Here is a 17,767-nt window from a genome sequence, read left to right as displayed (position 1 = left end):
AGCTACGCGTTACTTTAATTCTCCCCGTGAGGTGTAGGAACAGATAGATACAGACCTTCGACTACTTCACAGGCAGAGGGTTTACCGTAAATGAATATACGAAATTTAAATGATCCCGCCACGGGAAATTCCCCGGTATGTACCAGCAATGCGGTAAAAAACACATTTATAAAAAACTGTATTACAATAACAAACCAAGTGGCACTATTGTTGAATAATAACCAGCGTCAGGCAATCATTTTTAAAAATAAAAAAGTAATAACATGAAAACTCCAAAACTTCTGATAGCTGCGGCCATCGGTGTAGCAGTAACACTGGCCGGTCAGCATGCATTTGCACAGGGAATCGACAGCACTGCAAAAAAAGTGGGAAATAAAACAGCCTCTATCGCTGTTAAAGGAGCCTCCACCATTACAGATAAAACCTTTAAAGGCAAGGAAGGCCCCAACGGGGAAACCGTTTATATTGACAGAAAAGACAGGAAATACATTGTAGATGGAAAAGGTAAGAAAGTGTATCTGAAGAAATCACAGATACATGATAAGAAAAAAGACTAAATCTACACTGCCATAAAGTAAGCCGGCCAGGGAAACCTGCCGGCTTTTTTATTGCCACAAAAAACAGTAATGGAAGATAATTCCATGACAACAAGCCCGATATTTGTTATGTATATTCATATTGCCATTAAATACCCACTTATGCAACTGAAACCAGGCACCTGTTACAAGGTAAATACCAGGACCATTGCAGCGCTGCAGCAATTTGGTGAATACGAGTTTGTAGTAGCCGTTATTCACGCCAACGATACCTCCGACAGCGTGGTTTTTGAACTTAAAAAACTGCTGGGACACTACAGCACCGAACAGGAAATAGCCACCCGCCAGGCCATTGAAACTCATGCCGATGGTTTCTCACTGGAAGATATCACCGGGCATTAACTTAACCTGCTACAATTTGAAAGGGAAAGCGCTTTTATAAAATGGATCGCAGAAGGCATTGCGGTGCCGTACGACTGTAACGCGTAAATAATTACTCGTAACGCAATGCTTCAATAGGATCCAGCCGGGAGGCCGCCTGTGCCGGATAGTAGCCAAAAAACACCCCCGTAAAGGCGCATACCACAAAGGAAAGTATAATAGAAGACTCCGACACCAGCGTAGGCCAGCCAAGCGTGAGCGTAATTACCTTGGCAGAAGTAATCCCCAACACCACCCCTATTAAACCACCCGTTACGCTGATAATAATTGCCTCCACCAGGAATTGCAATAAAATGTCAATGCCCCGTGCGCCGATAGACATGCGCAGCCCTATTTCCCGGGTGCGTTCCGTTACTGATACATACATGATGTTCATGATACCAATGCCCCCAATCACCAGTGAAATACCGGCAATAGCGGTCAACAGGATAGTAAGCAGGCTGGTAGTGGAACTCAGCGTTTTTATCAGTTCCTCCATGGTCCTCACCTGGAAATTATTTTCATCGGCAGGACGCAAACGGTGTGTTGTTCTGAGTATATCTATAATTTCGTTGGTAGCCTGCTCTGAAGCGCCTTCGCTTACCGCGGAAGCATAAATACTCTGGAAATAAATGGTCGCCAGGATACGTTTTTGCACAGTGGTGTAAGGCGTCAGGATGATATCATCCTGGTCCTGCCCGAAAGAGCTCTGTCCTTTCGGCGCCAGTGTGCCTATTACCTGCAATGGAATGGAACCCAGGCGGATTACTTTTCCTACAGGGCTTTCTCCACTGGGAAACAGGTTCTTGATCACCGTTTGGCCTAATACGCACACCTTCGCAGCAGTAGCCACATCTGCATCGGAAAAGCTGATGCCATCATTCACCGTGAGCTTGCGGATATCAAAATAAGAAGGAGCCACGCCCTGCAGGGACGTAGGCCAGTTCAGCGCCCCGTAAATAGCCTGCCCTTTGGTAGACGCCACCGGCGACACCGCGCTTACATATTCCGCATTCTTTTGTATCGCTAATACGTCTGTGATAGTAAGCGACTGAAAGCTTTCTCCTCCTATCCTCACCCCACCGGCTACGTTGCTGCTTGGCAAAATGGTGATCATGTTAGAGCCCATGCTGCTCAACTGCGACTGGATACTTTCTTTCGAGCCCTGCCCGATGGCCACCATCGCAATAACAGCGGCCACACCGATGATGATTCCCAGCATCGTGAGGAATGCCCGCAGCTTATTGCGCTGCAATGCCTTTAACGCTATCATTATGAGATTGACTGCACTCATGCTTTCGCTGAATTAATAATCTTCGGCCGGAGGCAATGATGCCAGTGCTTCCTTCGCCGAGCGTATGTTTTCATTCTTGCTGTCTTTCACCACTTTTCCATCCCGCAACATCACCGTTCTGCTGCTGAAGGCCGCTATATCCGGTTCATGTGTAACAAATACAATCGTTTTGCCTTCCTGGTTAAGGTCCTGCATCAGGGCCATAATTTCGTAAGAAGTACGGGTATCCAGGTTGCCGGTGGCCTCATCTGCCAGGATCATGACCGGCTGATTGACCAACGCCCTGGCAATGGCTACCCTTTGTTGCTGCCCGCCGGAAAGCTGGCTGGGCGTATGATCTTCCCTGTCGGCCAGTTTCACCGCCTGGAGCGCCCCCAGCGCCCTGTTACGCCGCTCCTGCACAGATAACTCGGGGTTGTAAAACAACGGCAGCTCCACATTTTCCAATGCAGAGGTACGCGGTAACAGGTTGTATGCCTGGAACACAAATCCAATTTTATGATTCCGTAACCGGGCCAGTTCATTGCGCGACAGGTTACTCACATTCACGCCATCCAGCAGGTAACTCCCCGACGTAGGTTTATCGAGGCAGCCGAGAATATTCAGCAACGTGGTTTTCCCCGAACCGCTGCTTCCCATAATCGTCACAAATTCGCCTGCAAACACATCAAAAGACACGCCTTTCAATGCGCGTACGGTTTCAGTCCCCATCACAAACTCACGCTTGATCTGCTGTAGCTCCAATATTTTGCTGCTGCTCATCGTCTTCGCCCTCCCATTTTTGGTAAAAACGGACTGGTATTTCCTCCCGCGGCCGCCACGGCTCCCCCGGCGCTGACGCCCGTTATCACCACATCATTTTCGTTTAGCCCTGAGAGTACCTCAATATGCGTATTGTCGTTTAGTCCTGTTCTTACATGTTTTTGCACCAGCGTATCACCGCGTAATATCCATACATAATTGGAGGAACCTATACGCGTGGTGCTTTTAAACTTACCACCCGTAGTATCCTTTGTTTGAGCGGGGTTACGGGTTCTCCTCACTGCGCTTTGTATCACATAATCCTTTAGCTGTACAGAGTCGGGAATAAACTTAAGTGCCTTTACCGGCAACAGCAGCGCGGAATCTTTCTCCGCGGTATAAATCGTAACATTGGCGGTCATTCCCGGTTTCAGCTTCCTGTTATCATTCGGCGCATTAATAATGGTATTGTAGGTAACCACATTGGAAGACACCGAGGGCTGCAGCCTGATTTCCTGGACGCTCCCTGCAAAAATATCTTCCAGGTAAGCATCTACGGTGAAGGTTACACGAAGTGAGTCTTTTACATTGCCGATATCTGCTTCGTCTACACTGGCTTCCACCTGCATCTTGGTAATATCTTTGGCAATTACAAATAAGGTAGGCGTATTAAAACTGGCGGCTACTGTTTGTCCTACGCTTACATTCCGGTTCAGTACCACCCCGTCGATCGGTGAATGAATTTCTGTAAAAGAGAAATTCTTTAATGCCGAATTCAGCTGGGCGGTTACGCTGGCCACGTTTGCTTTGGCCTGCCCTATCTGGTTGGCGGCAATATCGTAGTCGGCTTTGCTGATGGCGCCGGTTTTATACAACAATTCCTGCCGCTGGAAATTATTCTTTTGGTATTCCAGGTTGGTTTGCGCTACCTGTACATTGGCCCGCAGCTGATCTACCTGTGCCTGGAAAAGATCTTTATCCAGTTCCGCCAGCAGTTGTCCTTTTTTCACCTGGGTGTTAAAGTCCACGTATAAATATTTGAGCGTGCCGGACACCTGGGTACCCACCGCTACCGTATCTACCGGCTGTATAGTACCGGTAGCGGTTACGGTAGTGGCGATGTGCCCGTATTCCGGTTTGGCGGTATCAAACCTGACCGGTTCTTTTTTCTTCCTGATAAAGAAAAACCAGATCGCCACCAGCAGCAGTACGATCACCACCGTTATGATAACACCTTTATATTTTCTCATACCTCAATTACATTTATAGTTTTACCGGTATGCCCCTGTAAAAATCATATATCCTGATGTTCAGAGCAGCATTGTATTTCGCCTGTATATAAGATTGTAATGCCTGTATATATAAATTCTTCTGCTGAAGAAAAACCACGATATTGGCAGCGCCCACTTTTAATTGTTCGCTGGCAATCCGGTAACCTTCCTGTGAATATTTTAACTGCTCCACCGCAGCATCGTACTGCGACTGCGCATTGAGCACATCTATATATGACTGTTCTATCGTTTGGGTAAGATTTGTTTTGGTATCCTGCAACACCAGCTTCGACTGATCCACCTCTATTTTTGCTTTTTCCACATTGGTTTTCACGACCCGCCGGGTGAAGATGGGAACAGATAAAGTGAGCCCTATCTGCTGATAAAAATTATTATCCATTTGCTTGAAATAAGCGCTGTTGGCTCCTCCGCTAACATAAGAAGATCCTAATGCGCCTCCGGCTGTAAGCGTGGGCAAATACCCGGCCCTCGCCTTTGCCAGGTCCAGGTCCGATACCTGGATGCCGAGTTCACTGCTTTTAATTTCCGGCCTGTTGGCCAGTGCAGAGTCCTGTACTTCCTGTAAGGCATACAGCCGCGTGTTGGTGATCAGTGTATCCGGCTCCTGGATTTCAAAATCATAGCTGCTGGGCAGTTGCAACAGTTGTTTCAGCACCAGCTTGTTCTGCCTGTGCTGGTTTTCGGCGGTTACCAGCAGGTAACGGTCGTTCGACAGCTGCGCCTTTAACTGCACCAGTCCTATCAGGGCAATGCTGCCCACATCATATTGTTGTTGTCCCTGCTTCACCTGCGCTTCAGAGGTGGCTACCACGTCCTGCACATATACAATGTTTTCCTTTGCCAGCAGGATATTCAGATAGGCTTGTGTAATCAGTACCGTGATATCATTTACCTGCTGGGCAATATTCAGTCCTGCCATCTGCGTGAGCAGGTTCTTCTGCTTAATATCATTATTAAGATATCCGCCCTGGAAAAGGGTAACGTTGGAATTAACGCCATAATTACCGGTGGTATTTACCCGGTAAGAAGAATTGCCGGTAGCGGTAACAGATTTGCCGCCATTAAGATCCTGGGAAACGGACCCCGTAAGATTAGGCAGCTTGGCCGCACGCGACAGCAGCAGATCCTGGTCACTGCTCATTTTGCTCAGGCGCAGGCTGTTTAACTGGATATTGTTTTTCAGCGCATAGTCGAAACACTGTTGTAAAGTCCACTGTGCGGGGAGCTGCTGCACGGTGCTATCCTGTGCGTTCAGCCTGGGCGTCACTGACAACAAAAAAATAAAAATGAATAGAAATCTTCCGGGCTGTCTGAAAAACATCATCGTATAATCATTGATGTTAGTAAAGGCTACAACTGGAATAAGGGGCCAAATAGTAATACAAGATAACGAATTATGATGGTATTAATAAACGAAAAACGGACCCATAGAAAGATAATAACGGATAACTCGTCCGTTTGTTCTCTCCATAGATCCGTAAATTACCATCTCCGTCCTATCGGTTTCTTTGCCTGGTTTGCCGGCCTGTTATATAGCGTTCTTAAAAGTTGCGTTTGAGCGGCCCGTTCCCTGCGGAGGGCCCTGGTGCCAGTTTTCATCGTAGTATACAAAAAAGGCCATCCAGATGGTACGGGACCATCGCATCAGCAGGGGTTGCAGGATTAGCAGCAACAGGGCGTTTACCCCAAGCCACCAGAAAATCCGGTTATCGTAAATGGAGAAGCCGATGAACAGCCACCAGGCAATGAGGCTGGCCACGCACACCGCAATGGACAGTGCATAGCTCACATAGCCGGTACCGTAGTAAAAGCCAACTTCCACTTCCACCGGCTGACCGCATACCGGGCAAACATCGGGCATCTTTAAGCAGTTTTTAAGGTCGTAGGGATTTGGGGTAGTATAGATAGATCCCCTTCTGCAACGGGCGCACTTGTTTCCCAGCAGGCTTTTCAGCAGGCTGGGTTTTACATTGTTTTTATCTGCACACATATAATGAAAGATTTATCAGGAAATATGTTTCCGGAACTCTTCCGGTGTTGTTCCTGCGTATTTTTTAAAAAACTTCGTGAAGTAAGAATTGTCCGCAAAATTGAGCTGGTAGGCAATAGTGGCAATACTCATATCGGCATTGATCAATAACCTTTTTGCTTCCAGCAGTACGCGGTCGCGGATAATTTCCCCCGCCGATTTCCCCAGCATATGCCGGCAAAAGGCATTGAGATAATTAGGTGTTACATACAGGAGGGCGGCATATTCTTTCGGCAACCGCAACTGCATATAATGCTGTTCCACCAGCTTGCGGAAATTGCGCAGCAGCACATAATTATGCGGCAATTCCTGCCGGGTTTCCCCCTGCCTGCTGGCGCGGCTTACGGCTATAAACATTCCCAGTACCTGCAACCGCAGCATATCCTGGCTATAAGCCTGATCACCTTTCATTTCTTTGAGCATGCCTTCAAACTGCGCGGTTACAACGGGAATAGCGGCTTTAGGCAGCTGTACTACTCCTTCTGCACTTACCCCGCTGAAAAAAGGGAACCGTTCCACGTAGTCAGCATCCTGCAGGAAGGCATTAAAAAAACCGGCAGATACATTCATTACGTAACCTTCTATCCCGCCGGAAAAGAACCAGCTGTGTACCTGGCCGGGCACCATAAAATATAATTGTCCGGGCTTTACCGGGAATTTTTCAAAGTCGATCGTATGGCTTCCACCCCCGGCAGTAAAAAATGCCAGGTGATAAAATGAATGCCGGTGAGGAAAATGAATATCCCGGTGTGCCGCCAGGTACTCAGAAAACCTGGCCACCAGTATATCCTCAGATGCCGGCTTTCCCATAGCCAGGGAACAGATATCGTATGTTGGAATGAGTGCCTTTGACATGATGCAACAAAGGTACAAAGGAAGTAAGAACGGGGGTTGTGGTATTAGGGGCTTTAATGGTACTTTTTACTTATTGTAATAATTTCTGTGATGATCCGGGCGGATCATCACAGAAATTACGGGGCTGTCTTTATTATTTTACATATTTCATCAGCCATTCGTCCATTTCCCACAGCATATGCAGGATACTTTCTTTAGCAGCATAGCCGTGGCTTTCCTGTGGCAGGAATACCAGGCGCGCAGTACCGCCATTGCCTTTAATGGCGTTGTACAGTCGCTCGCTTTGGATAGGGAATGTGCCGGAGTTATTATCGGCTTCCCCGTGAATCAGGAGGATGGGCGTTTTCAGCTTATCTGCATAAGAGAAAGGCGACATTTTATAATACACCTCCGGCGCCTGCCAGTAGGTGCGTTGTTCGTTCTGGAATCCGAATGGCGTTAATGTACGGTTATAGGCGCCGCTGCGGGAAATCCCTGCTTTAAACAGGTTCGTATGTGCGAGCAGGTTAGATGTCATAAAGGCGCCGTAAGAATGGCCACCTACTGCTATACGGTCCTTATCACCCACGCCTATTTCCGTGATCTTGTTCACGGCGGCTTCCGCATTCATCACCAGCTGATCGATAAAAGTATCATTTGGTTCTTTATCTCCTTCACCCACAATAGGCATTTCGGTAGCATCCATTACCGCAAAACCGCGGGTTACCCAAAAAATAGGTGAGCCATAGTTTACGCGGGTAAACCTGTAGGCAGAACCACGTACCTGGGCGGCATCGCTGGCAGATTTGTATTCACGTGGATAAGCCCACATCAGCACCGGCAGGCGGCCATCTTTGGCAGGGTCGTAACCTTCCGGCAGGTATAACATAGCGGTGAGGTCCACTCCATCTTTGCGTTTGTATTTCAGCAGTTGTTTCTGCACGCCTTTCAGTTGTGGCTGTGGATGCGGAAATGCAGTAAGCGCCACGGATGATTTCTTTTTCAGGTTTTGCAGGTAGTAGTTTACGGGAGATGAAACTGATTCGCGTGCTATCACTACCACGAGTTTGGCAGGGTCAATCACATCGGCCACCTGTTCGTAATAAGGTGCAGCGGAGCGCCACAGGATACTTCGTTTGCTGTTATTTAAATTAAAGGAAGACAGAAATGGGCGGTCTCCTTCAGGGGAAGCCCCTGGCGCCGTCATCAGCAATTCATGTGAAGGCGACACGTATAAAACAGCCCTGTTGTATTGGTTCTTTATTGTTACAGGTGTGCCCGGATCGTTATACCGGTCGTTTTCAGAACGATCAATCAGCGTAACCGGCGCCTGCGAAGGGCTTGCAGGGTTTATGCGGCTTACCTTTATTTTCTGTTGCGTGCTGTTGGCGTCATACACCAGTGCCAGCTGGTCGTTTGCCCAGCTGATACCCGCGAAGCGGTTCACGGTTTTCACCAGTTCCTGCGGTGCTGCGCTGAACGGGGCAGCCAGGGTATTTACCACATCGCGGAAAGGCACTTCCTTTTTAGGATCGCCGCCATCGAGGGCCTGTACCCACCAGATAGTGGCTGGTGCGTCGTTACGCCAGGAGAAGAAACGGGGGTAATTGCTGGTAGCATCAAAACCTTTGGGCCGTACCTCATCCAGCGGGTTGCTGGCGAGTTTCTTTACCAGTTCGCCATTCATTTTCCATATTTCCACTTCCGTGGGAAAACGGTGGGCGCCTACCAGGTAAGAATATGGGCGGTGCAGGCTTTCCATCAGCAGGTATTGATTATCCGGCGATGGAGCGGCGGTGATGTAAATAGCGGGTTTACCGATTACCTGTTCGCCGCCGGCGCCTATAATCACCGGTTCGGATTGAAAGTAATAATCGAACAGCTGTTCGTCGTATGGATTTTTCAGCATGTCCTGGTAAGTGGCTGCCGGCGCTGCTTTACCGGAAGTTTGTTGTACGGTGGGGCCTGCGGGCGCAAGGGGTTTTTCCGGTGCTTTGCCAATAGCGGCGGGTACTGCCAGCGCCAGGATGCGGTTATCATCGATCCAGGTAAATGCCGGGCCTGCAATGTCGTTGAGGGCACGTGTACTTTGCTGTTTGGCGGCGCCGGTAGCAACATCCGCTTTCCATAAGGTAATGCGGTTGTTGTCTGTAATGGTGAAGGCAATACTTTTCTGCGATGGCGACCAGCTGATATTGCCAATACGCGCATTGGCAGGCAGGCCGGTGACGGCGTATTCGCTGTTGCCCTTAATATTTTTAATACGGATAGCTGTAATGTAACCTGCGCGGCTTGGCCCAAAGTTAGCAGGGTTAATACGTGTTCCTGCCAGCTTGTATTCCGGTTGCGATAATTCTTCAATAGTTGGGTAACTGGTTCGTTCCATGATCAGCATCACATCTCCTTTGCTGCTAAAGTCTGTTGATGGCGAAGGAGCTGCCATCGCCAGTTCCAGGATACTCTTGGAGGGAGTCTGGTACTTCAGCGCATCCTGCGCATAGGCATGGAAGGTGATGAATAAGGATAATGACAGTATTAATTTTCTCATATAGCAGATAATGTTTATAAGCAATCCGGGCAAAATAAACTTATTGCCACAGTTTGCAAAGCAGAAAATGATGAATGAAAGTAGGGTAAACTTTAACCAGGATTAACGGGCAGGCGTGTAAACCTTTTTCAGGACTTAGCCGTAACTGAGAAGTATCCGAGAAGTAACCAAGAAGTATCCGGGAAGTAATAGCTGCTCAATTCATCATGCCATCCATCTTCTCTTCTCCCAAAAAAATTGAAAAAAGTAAAAAGTTCTATTACCTTTGCAAACATCAGATGATATGATGAATACAAATACTTCTCCTTTAAAACGACTCAGCCTGGCTGAAGAGGTAGCGGACCACCTGCAGGAACTGATCGCTTCCGGTAAATACACCGTGGGGCAACAGTTGCCTACAGAACCTGAGCTGATGTTACAGTTTTCCGTAGGGCGTTCCAGCATCCGGGAAGCAGTAAAAATACTGGCGCACCGGGGGCTGGTGCGGGTACAACAGGGGTTGGGTACCTTTGTGTTATCACAATCAGGCACGGGAGAAGCGCTATCGCAGCGGCTGCAGCGGGCCGATTTCAAAGACCTGAATGAAGTGCGCTTCCTGCTGGAAGTAAAGATTGCGGAAAAAGCCGCCCTACACCGCAACAACAAGGATATTGAAAAGATGAAAGGCTTCCTGAAAAAACGTTTTGAATATGCATCCGGCAACCAGCTGGAACTTTGTATCCAGGCGGATATCAACTTTCATAACGCTATAGCGGAAGCAGGTAAAAATGAAATTATGCGGGACCTGTACAAAACAGTGGCAGAGCACCTGAAAAAGTCGTTCCTGCTGCGGTATGCCAACACGGATTCCTTTGTTGACACACAGCATTATCACGATGCACTGCTGCAAAGCATTATAGATAAAGATCCAAAAAAGGCGCTGGTTTGGGCAACGAAAATCAGTGACCAGAATAAATAATTTTTTACCCTCAAACATCAGATGATCTGATCTTAAAAGAACAGAAATGGAAACAACATTACCAGAACAGCCCCAGGCGGCCGCTCAACAGGCAGCACAACAAACGGTGCTGTCGATCCTATTGGCGTTAAGTTTTACCCACTTCCTGAATGACACCCTGCAATCGCTCATTCCTGCGATGTACCCGGTACTCAAAAATTCATTGAAATTAAATTTTACACAGGTAGGGCTTATTACCCTCACCTTCCAGATGTCGGCATCACTGCTGCAACCGCTGGTGGGCCTGTACACCGATAAAAAGCCACAGCCCTATTCCCTGGCCATTGGCATGAGTTTCTCCCTGCTTGGACTGGTATGTTTATCCTTGTCGCACAGCTTCCCGATGGTGCTGGTATCAGTAGGACTGGTAGGCGTTGGCTCTGCGGTGTTTCACCCCGAAGCCTCCCGGCTGGCGCATATGGCCTCCGGCGGGAAACACGGCATGGCGCAATCGCTGTTCCAGGTGGGCGGTAACGCCGGTAGTTCGCTTGGACCGCTACTCGCAGCAATGGTGATTGTTCCTTTCGGACAGTTTCATGTGATCTGGTTTTCCATCGCCGCCTTGCTCGCGATTGTGGTAATGCTGAACATCAGCAAATGGTATCTTTCCAATACACACCGCATCAAACCGAAAAAAGCTGCACTGGACCTGAACAAGCCGAAACTATCCAATTCCACTGTGATATTTTCACTGGGCATCCTGCTGGTGCTGATCTTCTCCAAATACTTTTACATGGCCAGTATGACCAGCTACTATACTTTTTACCTGATGGACCGCTTCCATATTTCCACGCAGGCTTCGCAGGTGTACCTGTTCATCTTCCTGTTTGCCGTAGCGGCAGGCACCTTTATCGGCGGCCCTGTTGGCGACCGGATCGGGCGTAAATATGTGATCTGGATCTCCATCCTGGGTGTGGCGCCATTTTCATTATTGCTGCCACATGCCACCCTGTTCTGGACAGCAGTACTTAGTGTATTCATTGGCGTTATACTCTCTTCTGCTTTCTCTGCCATCCTTGTTTATGCACAGGAACTGGTACCGGGTAAAGTGGGCATGATTGCAGGATTATTTTTTGGTCTCGCCTTTGGTATGGCCGGCGTAGGCTCCGCCCTGCTGGGCCGCCTGGCAGATGCCACCAGTATTTCTTACGTATACCAGGTTTGCGCCTATCTTCCTTTAATAGGGCTCCTGACCGGTTTGTTACCGAATCTTGAAAAAAAGAAATAGCCTCGTTTAGCGGAGGCAATTGCCTCCGCTAAATTCACATACATTCGCAGCACTAAAACAATTCTTATGTGGAAAGGCATACTGCTTGTGCTGCTTGGCGCATGCAGCTTTGGGATATTATCAACGATCGTTAAATCAGGCTATCAGCAAGGATATACACTAGGCGAATTATGCAGCGTGCAGGCGGGCTTCGGGATGCTCGTGTTATGGATCATCCAGGCATTTTCCGGCAAAAAAACAGTGGGCTTAGCTAACAGAGATGCCCGTACCTGCTTTATCCTGGGCAGTTCCACAGGATTGGTAAGCATTACTTATTATCAGAGTGTACAATATATTCCGGCGAGCATCGCTATCATATTACTGATGCAGTTCACCTGGATGAGTATGCTGGCGGAATGGATCATTTATAAGAAGCGGCCTTCTCCGGTACAATGGCTGGCGGTATTTTTTATTCTTGGCGGCACTCTCCTGGCAGGAGGCGTATTTAACCACACGGAAACCGCGCTGAACTGGAAAGGTATTGGCTTCGGTTTGCTGGCGGCCATGTGTTACACGGTATTTATAGTAGTAAGCGGCCGGGTAGCGGCATCGCTGGGACCAGTGCTGAAAAGCGCCTGGATCGTTACCGGCGCATTTGTACTCATCAGCCTGATCTTCCCCCCTGTGTACCTGTTTAACGGCCGGTTTACCGGCACCAGCCTGTGGATCTGGGGCATTCCCCTTTCGCTTTTTGGTACCGTGCTGCCGCCTTTCCTTTTTTCAAAGGGGATGCCGCAAACGGGGGTATCGCTGGGCGCCATTCTCAGCGCTGCTGAGTTGCCCGTGGCCATGCTGGCCGCCACCATTTTCCTCCATGAATCCGTATCCCCCCTGCAGATACTGGGGGTGGCCATCATATTAAGCGCCATCGCCATGGCGAATCTGAAACGCCGGAAATGAAAACCCATGAGGTGTTTTTTTTATTTATCTTTGCACCCTCTATTAGTGATTTACGAACTGTTTTTTCATGAAAGCATTTAATTTTTTTATTCTATATCGCCTCCCGATCGGTATTATTTTACTGGCAGGTGGTATTGCGCTGGGCCTTACTGTTGGCTGGTGGGAAGCCACCATTGTGCTGGTGCTGGCACTGGTATGCTTGGTAACACATGTGATGTTTGGTCCCATGAGAATGGTACAGGAAGCCGTGGAAGCCGGCGACATTGAAAGGGCCACCGCCCTGATGAACCAGGTAAAGTTCCCGAAACTGTTGTACAAACCCATCCGCTCTGTGTACTATTTTATGCAAAGCAACATGGCCATGTATTCCAATGATCTTGATAAAGCTGAATCCACCATCCGCCAGAGCATTAACTCCGGCAGCCCGATGAAAGAATACGAGGGGATGCAGTATTTTCAGCTGGGCACTATCGCCTATCAGAAAAATGACCTGAAAACAGCCGATCAGAACCTGAAAATTGCGATGCGGAAAGGCTTGCCGGATAAGGAAAACACGGCAGCAGCCCTGTTAACACTGGCTTCTATTGCCATGAGCCGCCGCGACTTCAAATCTGCCAAGGAATATTTCCGCAGGGCCAAAGCTCAAAAGCCTACCACTGCGCAGATTGTAAGCCAGATCAAAGAAATGGATAAATATATTTCCCGGATGCCGGGATAAGTAAATTGCCCCAGGCAATTTACCTTTGAAAATGCAGCGGAGATAAAGTAACCTAACCTTTGTCCCAGCTGCATTTTTATTTTGATAAACCTTCAACTAATATTTCGCGGATGCAATTAAAACTTTACACTTCCTTATTTTTATCTACCGCGCTGTATACTGCTGCTGCCGCACAGGATACCAGCCGTATCAGCCAGCTGAATGAAATTACCGTTACCGCCGCTAAAGGTCCGCAAAAGGCCGGGGAAACCGGCAAGGTGGTTACCATCCTTTCACACGAATACCTGGAGCGCAATAGCGGCAGAAGCATTGCCGGCATCCTCAACCAGCAAACCGGCCTGATCATCAACGGTGCTGAAAACAACCCGGGTACAGTACCCAATGTGTATATGCGTGGGGCCTCCAACGGTAATACCCTGATCCTTGTGGACGGGCTGCCGGTAAGCGACGCCTCCCAGATCAATAATACCTTTGATCTCAACTTCATTTCCCCCGACCAGGTAGAACGGATAGAAATACTCCGGGGCAGCCAGTCCACCCTGTACGGCTCCAATGCAGTAGCAGGCGTGATCAACATCATTACCCGCAAAACCGGCAGTAAAAAGTTTGGTGTAGGCGCCAGTGCCAGCTATGGCAGCTATCACGATTTCCAGGGCAATGTAAATGTGCATGGCAATGTTAACCGCTTCTCTTACCTGGTAAGCTATAAACACGAAAAAACCAGGGGCTTCTCCGATGCTTATGACTCTACCTATAAAGCCGGATTTGATAAAGACGGCTTCCGGCAAAACAGCGTTTTTGCCAAACTGGGTCTGGCAGCAGGAAAACGCTGGAACTTCGGCTACCTGCTGAATTACAGCAATTACCGCCACGACCTCGATGAAGGCGGCTATAAAGACGAAACGGATTATAACGGCAAATCAAAGTACCTGCTCAACGGGTTTAACAGTGAATACCGCTTTAAAAACGGCTCCTGGCATGTATTATACAGCTACCAGCATACCAAACGGGATATTTTAAACGATTCCGGCTACGTAGGCGTGGGCGCTTATGCCCGGTACGACAGCTCCCTGTTTACCGCCAACACCCACCAGGTGGAAAGTTATGTGAACCTGGACCTGAGCAGCCGGATCAGGCTGATCGGAGGCGCCGCCTATAACCGTTCCGCCACCGATCAAAAAGACTTCCTGGAAAGCACCTTCATGCCGGGGATCGTTAACACCACGTTATCGCCGGATAGCTCGCACACCAGCCAGATCAGCGTATACGCCTCGTTCCTGCTGCGTAACATGGGTGGCTTTAATCTCGAAGTGGGCGGCCGGTTTAATCATCACAACCTGTATGGTAATAACGAAACCTTCTCCATTAATCCATCTTACCTGATTAATCCGAATCATAAGGTATTTATCAATATATCTTCTGCCTACAGCGTTCCAACTTTATACCAGCTGTATGCAAATGGCTATGGCAACCGGGATCTGAAGCCGGAAACCACTACCAATTACGAAGCCGGCTACCAGGCCAATGTGGCTGATGGCAAAATAGATTTCCGGGTAACCGGTTTTGCCCGTAATACCCGCGACCTGGTGATCTTTTATTTTGATCCTGTCACCTTTTTCAGCCAGTACCGTAATGCCAATAAACAAAAGGCATATGGCGCTGAAGTGGAAGCTACCTGGAGAATTACCAGGACCCTGCAGCTAACCGCCAATTACGCCTATGTGGATGGCCGTGTTACGGTGAACCAGAACGGCAAGGATTCTTCCTACTACAACCTGTACCGGATACCCAAACACGCGGTGAACGCCACTTTAGGCTACCAGGCAACCCGGTCGCTGTACGTGGCGGCCACTGGTAAATACATAGATAAGCGGTTTGAAGGCGCCAAACCGATGGGGGATTATTATACCCTGGATTTATATGGTGAATATAAATTTGGTAACTTGCTTAAAATTTTCGCCGGTTTCAGAAATATTACAGATTATCAGTATTTTGATATCTCGGGTTATAATTCACGCCGGTTCAATTTTAATACCGGTATTGTATTTAATTTGTAAACATTAAAACCAACATAATGTCTTTAAAGAATCTTAATCCACGGTTTGGCGTACTGCTGCTGTTTATACTGGCAGCTGGTGTAATACGTATCGTGTTGGGATCAGATGCCACCATGCAACCAATCGCCATGTTTACGCCGGTAGGCGCAATGGCTTTATTTGGCGGCGCTTCTTTTTCGCAGAAGTGGAAATCATACGCCTTTCCTTTATTGACGCTGTTTGTGAGCGACATTATCCTGATGCAGGTTTTCCATAAGCAATATGCAGAAGGCTTGCTGTACAGAGGCTGGGTATGGAACTACGCCAGCTTTGTGCTGATCGTATTACTGGGTCAGCTTTTAATCAAGAAAGCAAGCGTGGCCAACATCCTGATGGGTTCTGCAGGCGCAGCGCTGCTGCACTTCCTGGTGTCCAACTTCGGCGTGTGGGTAAGCGGTTCTACCAACCTGCTCACCGGATTACCGTACACCAAAGATGCCGCCGGATTAGCCAGCTGCTATATCCAGGCGATCCCTTACATGTGGTATGTGCTGGTAGGCAATATCGTTTACAGCAGCATTTTCTTTGGCAGCTTCGAACTGGTTAAACGCAGATTGCGTTTTGCTCAATAATATTTTTACATTTGTTTTTTAGAGATTTGGGCTCAGGCAGATGAACATTTGTCTGACTCTAAATCTCTAAATTATTATAGGGATTCACTATTTCTCTCTTCTGCATAGCATTTCTGTATTAGCACCCTGGCTACAGTTTAACTGTAATACCCATACGAAAACAAGACATACGAAAATAAATCACAACACATGCGCAGCATTTCACGCAAATTTCAGGTTTCCTTTATTGCAGCAGTATTCGCTATTGCAGGATTAGCCTCCTGTTCCAAAGATAATGAGGCAGAAGTAATTGTACCACAGATTGTAGCTCCGGGCTTAAAAGACGGCAAAGACACCATCTATATTGGCGACACCCGGGTGTTAAGCCCGCAACTGGCAGAGGTGAAGAACCCTACTTTTCTCTGGCTGGTAAATGGCGTACAGGTAAGCACCGATTCTACCTATACTTTCACCGCAGCAGAAAGGGGTGATTATACCATCTCTTATAAAATAATTTCCGGTAACGCACTCGCCACCTACTATTACCGCATCAAGGTGCTGGGCAAATTTGAAAATGGTTTTTTCCTGGTAAATGAAGGTCAGTATGGTAAGGAAAGCGGCGATGTGAATTTTTACCGCAACGGAGAAGATTCCGTTTACCAGTACGTATTTAAGCGTAATAACCCCGGCAAGCAACTCGGTGGCACCACCGACTACGGCGCCATTTACAACAATAAAATGTACCTCGTATCCAAAGAAGGCGCCTTCGTGGTAGCAGATCCCGGCACCATGAAAGAAACCGGCCGCATTGATCAGCTGCCGGCTTTTGCCAACGCCTTCTGCGGCGTGAACAGCAATACCGGTTTAATAAGCACTGCTGATGGTGTATACCCCGTAAATCTGCAAACACTGGCCCTGGGCAGTAAACTGGCCGGCGTAACCGGACAGGTAGGTGGTATGGTAGCAGCAGAAGGCTACATCATCGTTATGTCGGAATCACAGGGTATGGTGGCATTGAACAAAACCGATTTAAGCGTGTCAAAAGTATTAGGTCCTGCCGATGTAGGTTTCACCCGCACACCGGATGGTACCGTTTGGGCCGCCCGCAATAACATGCTGTTTGCTATTAATGCCAACAACCTGAAAATAGATACCGTTACCGTTCCGTTCCCCGTATATGGCGCATGGGGCGCATGGAATGCAGGTATGCTCAGCGCATCAACTATTGAAAACGCCGTATTCATTGGCAAAACCAATGCCTGGGGCGCCGGTGGCACGGAAGTATACAAATATGCAGTAGGGAACCCTAACTCCCTGAATACGCCATTTGTAACCATTCCGGCCGGCCGTGAAATGTATGGCGCAGGTGTAAGATATAATCCAGGTAACAATACCATCATAGTAACTGACGTAAAATCCGGTTACGGCGATAACTATAAAGATAATACGGTGTACATCTATGATGCCAGCAGCGGCAGCCTGAAGAAAAGCGTGAACTTCATGGGCTTCTTCTTTCCGGCAATGCCGTTATTTAACTAATAACT

At 48.1% G+C, this 17,767-nt stretch carries 16 protein-coding genes; 9 read left to right on the top strand and 7 right to left on the bottom strand.

Translation table 11 applies throughout. The features are described 5' to 3' along the window. The first annotated feature begins 263 nt into the window (after window positions 1–263). Both QFZ48_RS12930 and QFZ48_RS12925 read left to right on the top strand, forming a co-directional pair. On the top strand, window positions 264–557 hold the full coding sequence (locus QFZ48_RS12930) for a hypothetical protein (protein ID WP_370908511.1): 294 nt from the start codon (window positions 264–266) through the stop codon (window positions 555–557). 141 nt (window positions 558–698) lie between these two features. After that, a complete protein-coding gene (locus QFZ48_RS12925; RefSeq protein WP_429062533.1) occupies window positions 699–938 on the top strand; it encodes a hypothetical protein in 240 nt (79 codons plus the stop codon). 91 nt (window positions 939–1,029) lie between these two features. Here QFZ48_RS12925 and QFZ48_RS12920 read toward each other — a convergent pair whose 3' ends face one another. The 7 genes from QFZ48_RS12920 to QFZ48_RS12890 form a co-directional block, all read right to left on the bottom strand. After that, window positions 1,030–2,250: an ABC transporter permease gene (locus QFZ48_RS12920; protein ID WP_429042406.1), complete on the bottom strand. Its 1,221-nt coding sequence runs from the start codon at window positions 2,248–2,250 to the stop codon at window positions 1,030–1,032. A 12-nt stretch (window positions 2,251–2,262) separates the two neighbouring features. Beyond that, complete coding sequence (locus QFZ48_RS12915) at window positions 2,263–3,012, bottom strand: ABC transporter ATP-binding protein (RefSeq protein ID WP_370908514.1); 750 nt, start codon at window positions 3,010–3,012, stop codon at window positions 2,263–2,265. Next, window positions 3,009–4,241 (bottom strand): efflux RND transporter periplasmic adaptor subunit, encoded by a 1,233-nt coding sequence (locus tag QFZ48_RS12910; RefSeq protein WP_429062531.1) that lies wholly within the window; start codon window positions 4,239–4,241, stop codon window positions 3,009–3,011. The genes QFZ48_RS12915 and QFZ48_RS12910 overlap by 4 nt, the downstream gene beginning before the upstream one ends. 13 nt (window positions 4,242–4,254) lie before the next feature. Beyond that, entirely contained in the window at window positions 4,255–5,550 is a 1,296-nt protein-coding gene (locus tag QFZ48_RS12905) for a TolC family protein (protein WP_429042413.1), read from the bottom strand. Window positions 5,551–5,811: 261 nt separating this feature from the next. Further along, the gene (locus QFZ48_RS12900) at window positions 5,812–6,273 is read right to left on the bottom strand and encodes a DUF983 domain-containing protein (RefSeq protein WP_429042414.1); all 462 of its coding nucleotides are present in this window, start codon (window positions 6,271–6,273) and stop codon (window positions 5,812–5,814) included. A gap of 15 nt (window positions 6,274–6,288) precedes the next feature. Next, window positions 6,289–7,167 (bottom strand): AraC family transcriptional regulator, encoded by an 879-nt coding sequence (locus QFZ48_RS12895; RefSeq protein ID WP_429062529.1) that lies wholly within the window; start codon window positions 7,165–7,167, stop codon window positions 6,289–6,291. Window positions 7,168–7,300: 133 nt separating this feature from the next. After that, entirely contained in the window at window positions 7,301–9,694 is a 2,394-nt protein-coding gene (locus QFZ48_RS12890; protein ID WP_429062527.1) for a prolyl oligopeptidase family serine peptidase, read from the bottom strand. Between the two features lie 283 nt (window positions 9,695–9,977). On the opposite strand from QFZ48_RS12890, the gene QFZ48_RS12885 reads away from it, so the two are divergent. The 7 genes from QFZ48_RS12885 to QFZ48_RS12855 all read left to right on the top strand — a co-directional run bounded on the left by QFZ48_RS12885 (window position 9,978) and on the right by QFZ48_RS12855 (window position 17,762). After that, window positions 9,978–10,652, top strand: a complete 675-nt coding sequence (locus tag QFZ48_RS12885; RefSeq protein WP_429042426.1) for a FadR/GntR family transcriptional regulator — start codon at window positions 9,978–9,980, stop codon at window positions 10,650–10,652. Window positions 10,653–10,698: 46 nt separating this feature from the next. Continuing rightward, a complete protein-coding gene (locus tag QFZ48_RS12880; protein WP_429062525.1) occupies window positions 10,699–11,919 on the top strand; it encodes an MFS transporter in 1,221 nt (406 codons plus the stop codon). 66 nt (window positions 11,920–11,985) lie between these two features. Next, complete coding sequence (locus QFZ48_RS12875; protein WP_429062523.1) at window positions 11,986–12,858, top strand: EamA family transporter; 873 nt, start codon at window positions 11,986–11,988, stop codon at window positions 12,856–12,858. 67 nt (window positions 12,859–12,925) lie between these two features. Beyond that, entirely contained in the window at window positions 12,926–13,576 is a 651-nt protein-coding gene (locus QFZ48_RS12870) for a tetratricopeptide repeat protein (RefSeq protein WP_370908523.1), read from the top strand. A gap of 110 nt (window positions 13,577–13,686) precedes the next feature. Then, window positions 13,687–15,633, top strand: a complete 1,947-nt coding sequence (locus QFZ48_RS12865; RefSeq protein WP_429042435.1) for a TonB-dependent receptor plug domain-containing protein — start codon at window positions 13,687–13,689, stop codon at window positions 15,631–15,633. Between the two features lie 17 nt (window positions 15,634–15,650). Continuing rightward, window positions 15,651–16,244, top strand: a complete 594-nt coding sequence (locus QFZ48_RS12860) for a DUF6580 family putative transport protein (protein WP_370908525.1) — start codon at window positions 15,651–15,653, stop codon at window positions 16,242–16,244. Window positions 16,245–16,433: 189 nt separating this feature from the next. Next, window positions 16,434–17,762 carry a DUF5074 domain-containing protein gene (locus QFZ48_RS12855; RefSeq protein ID WP_429062521.1) on the top strand — a complete coding sequence of 443 codons (1,329 nt, stop codon included), beginning with the start codon at window positions 16,434–16,436 and terminating at the stop codon, window positions 17,760–17,762. The last annotated feature ends 5 nt before the right edge of the window (window positions 17,763–17,767 follow it).

This window comes from Chitinophaga sp. W2I13 (assembly GCF_050434005.1).
Taxonomy (GTDB): Bacteria; Bacteroidota; Bacteroidia; order Chitinophagales; family Chitinophagaceae; genus Chitinophaga.
This window is presented reverse-complemented; position numbering and strand designations above follow the sequence as displayed.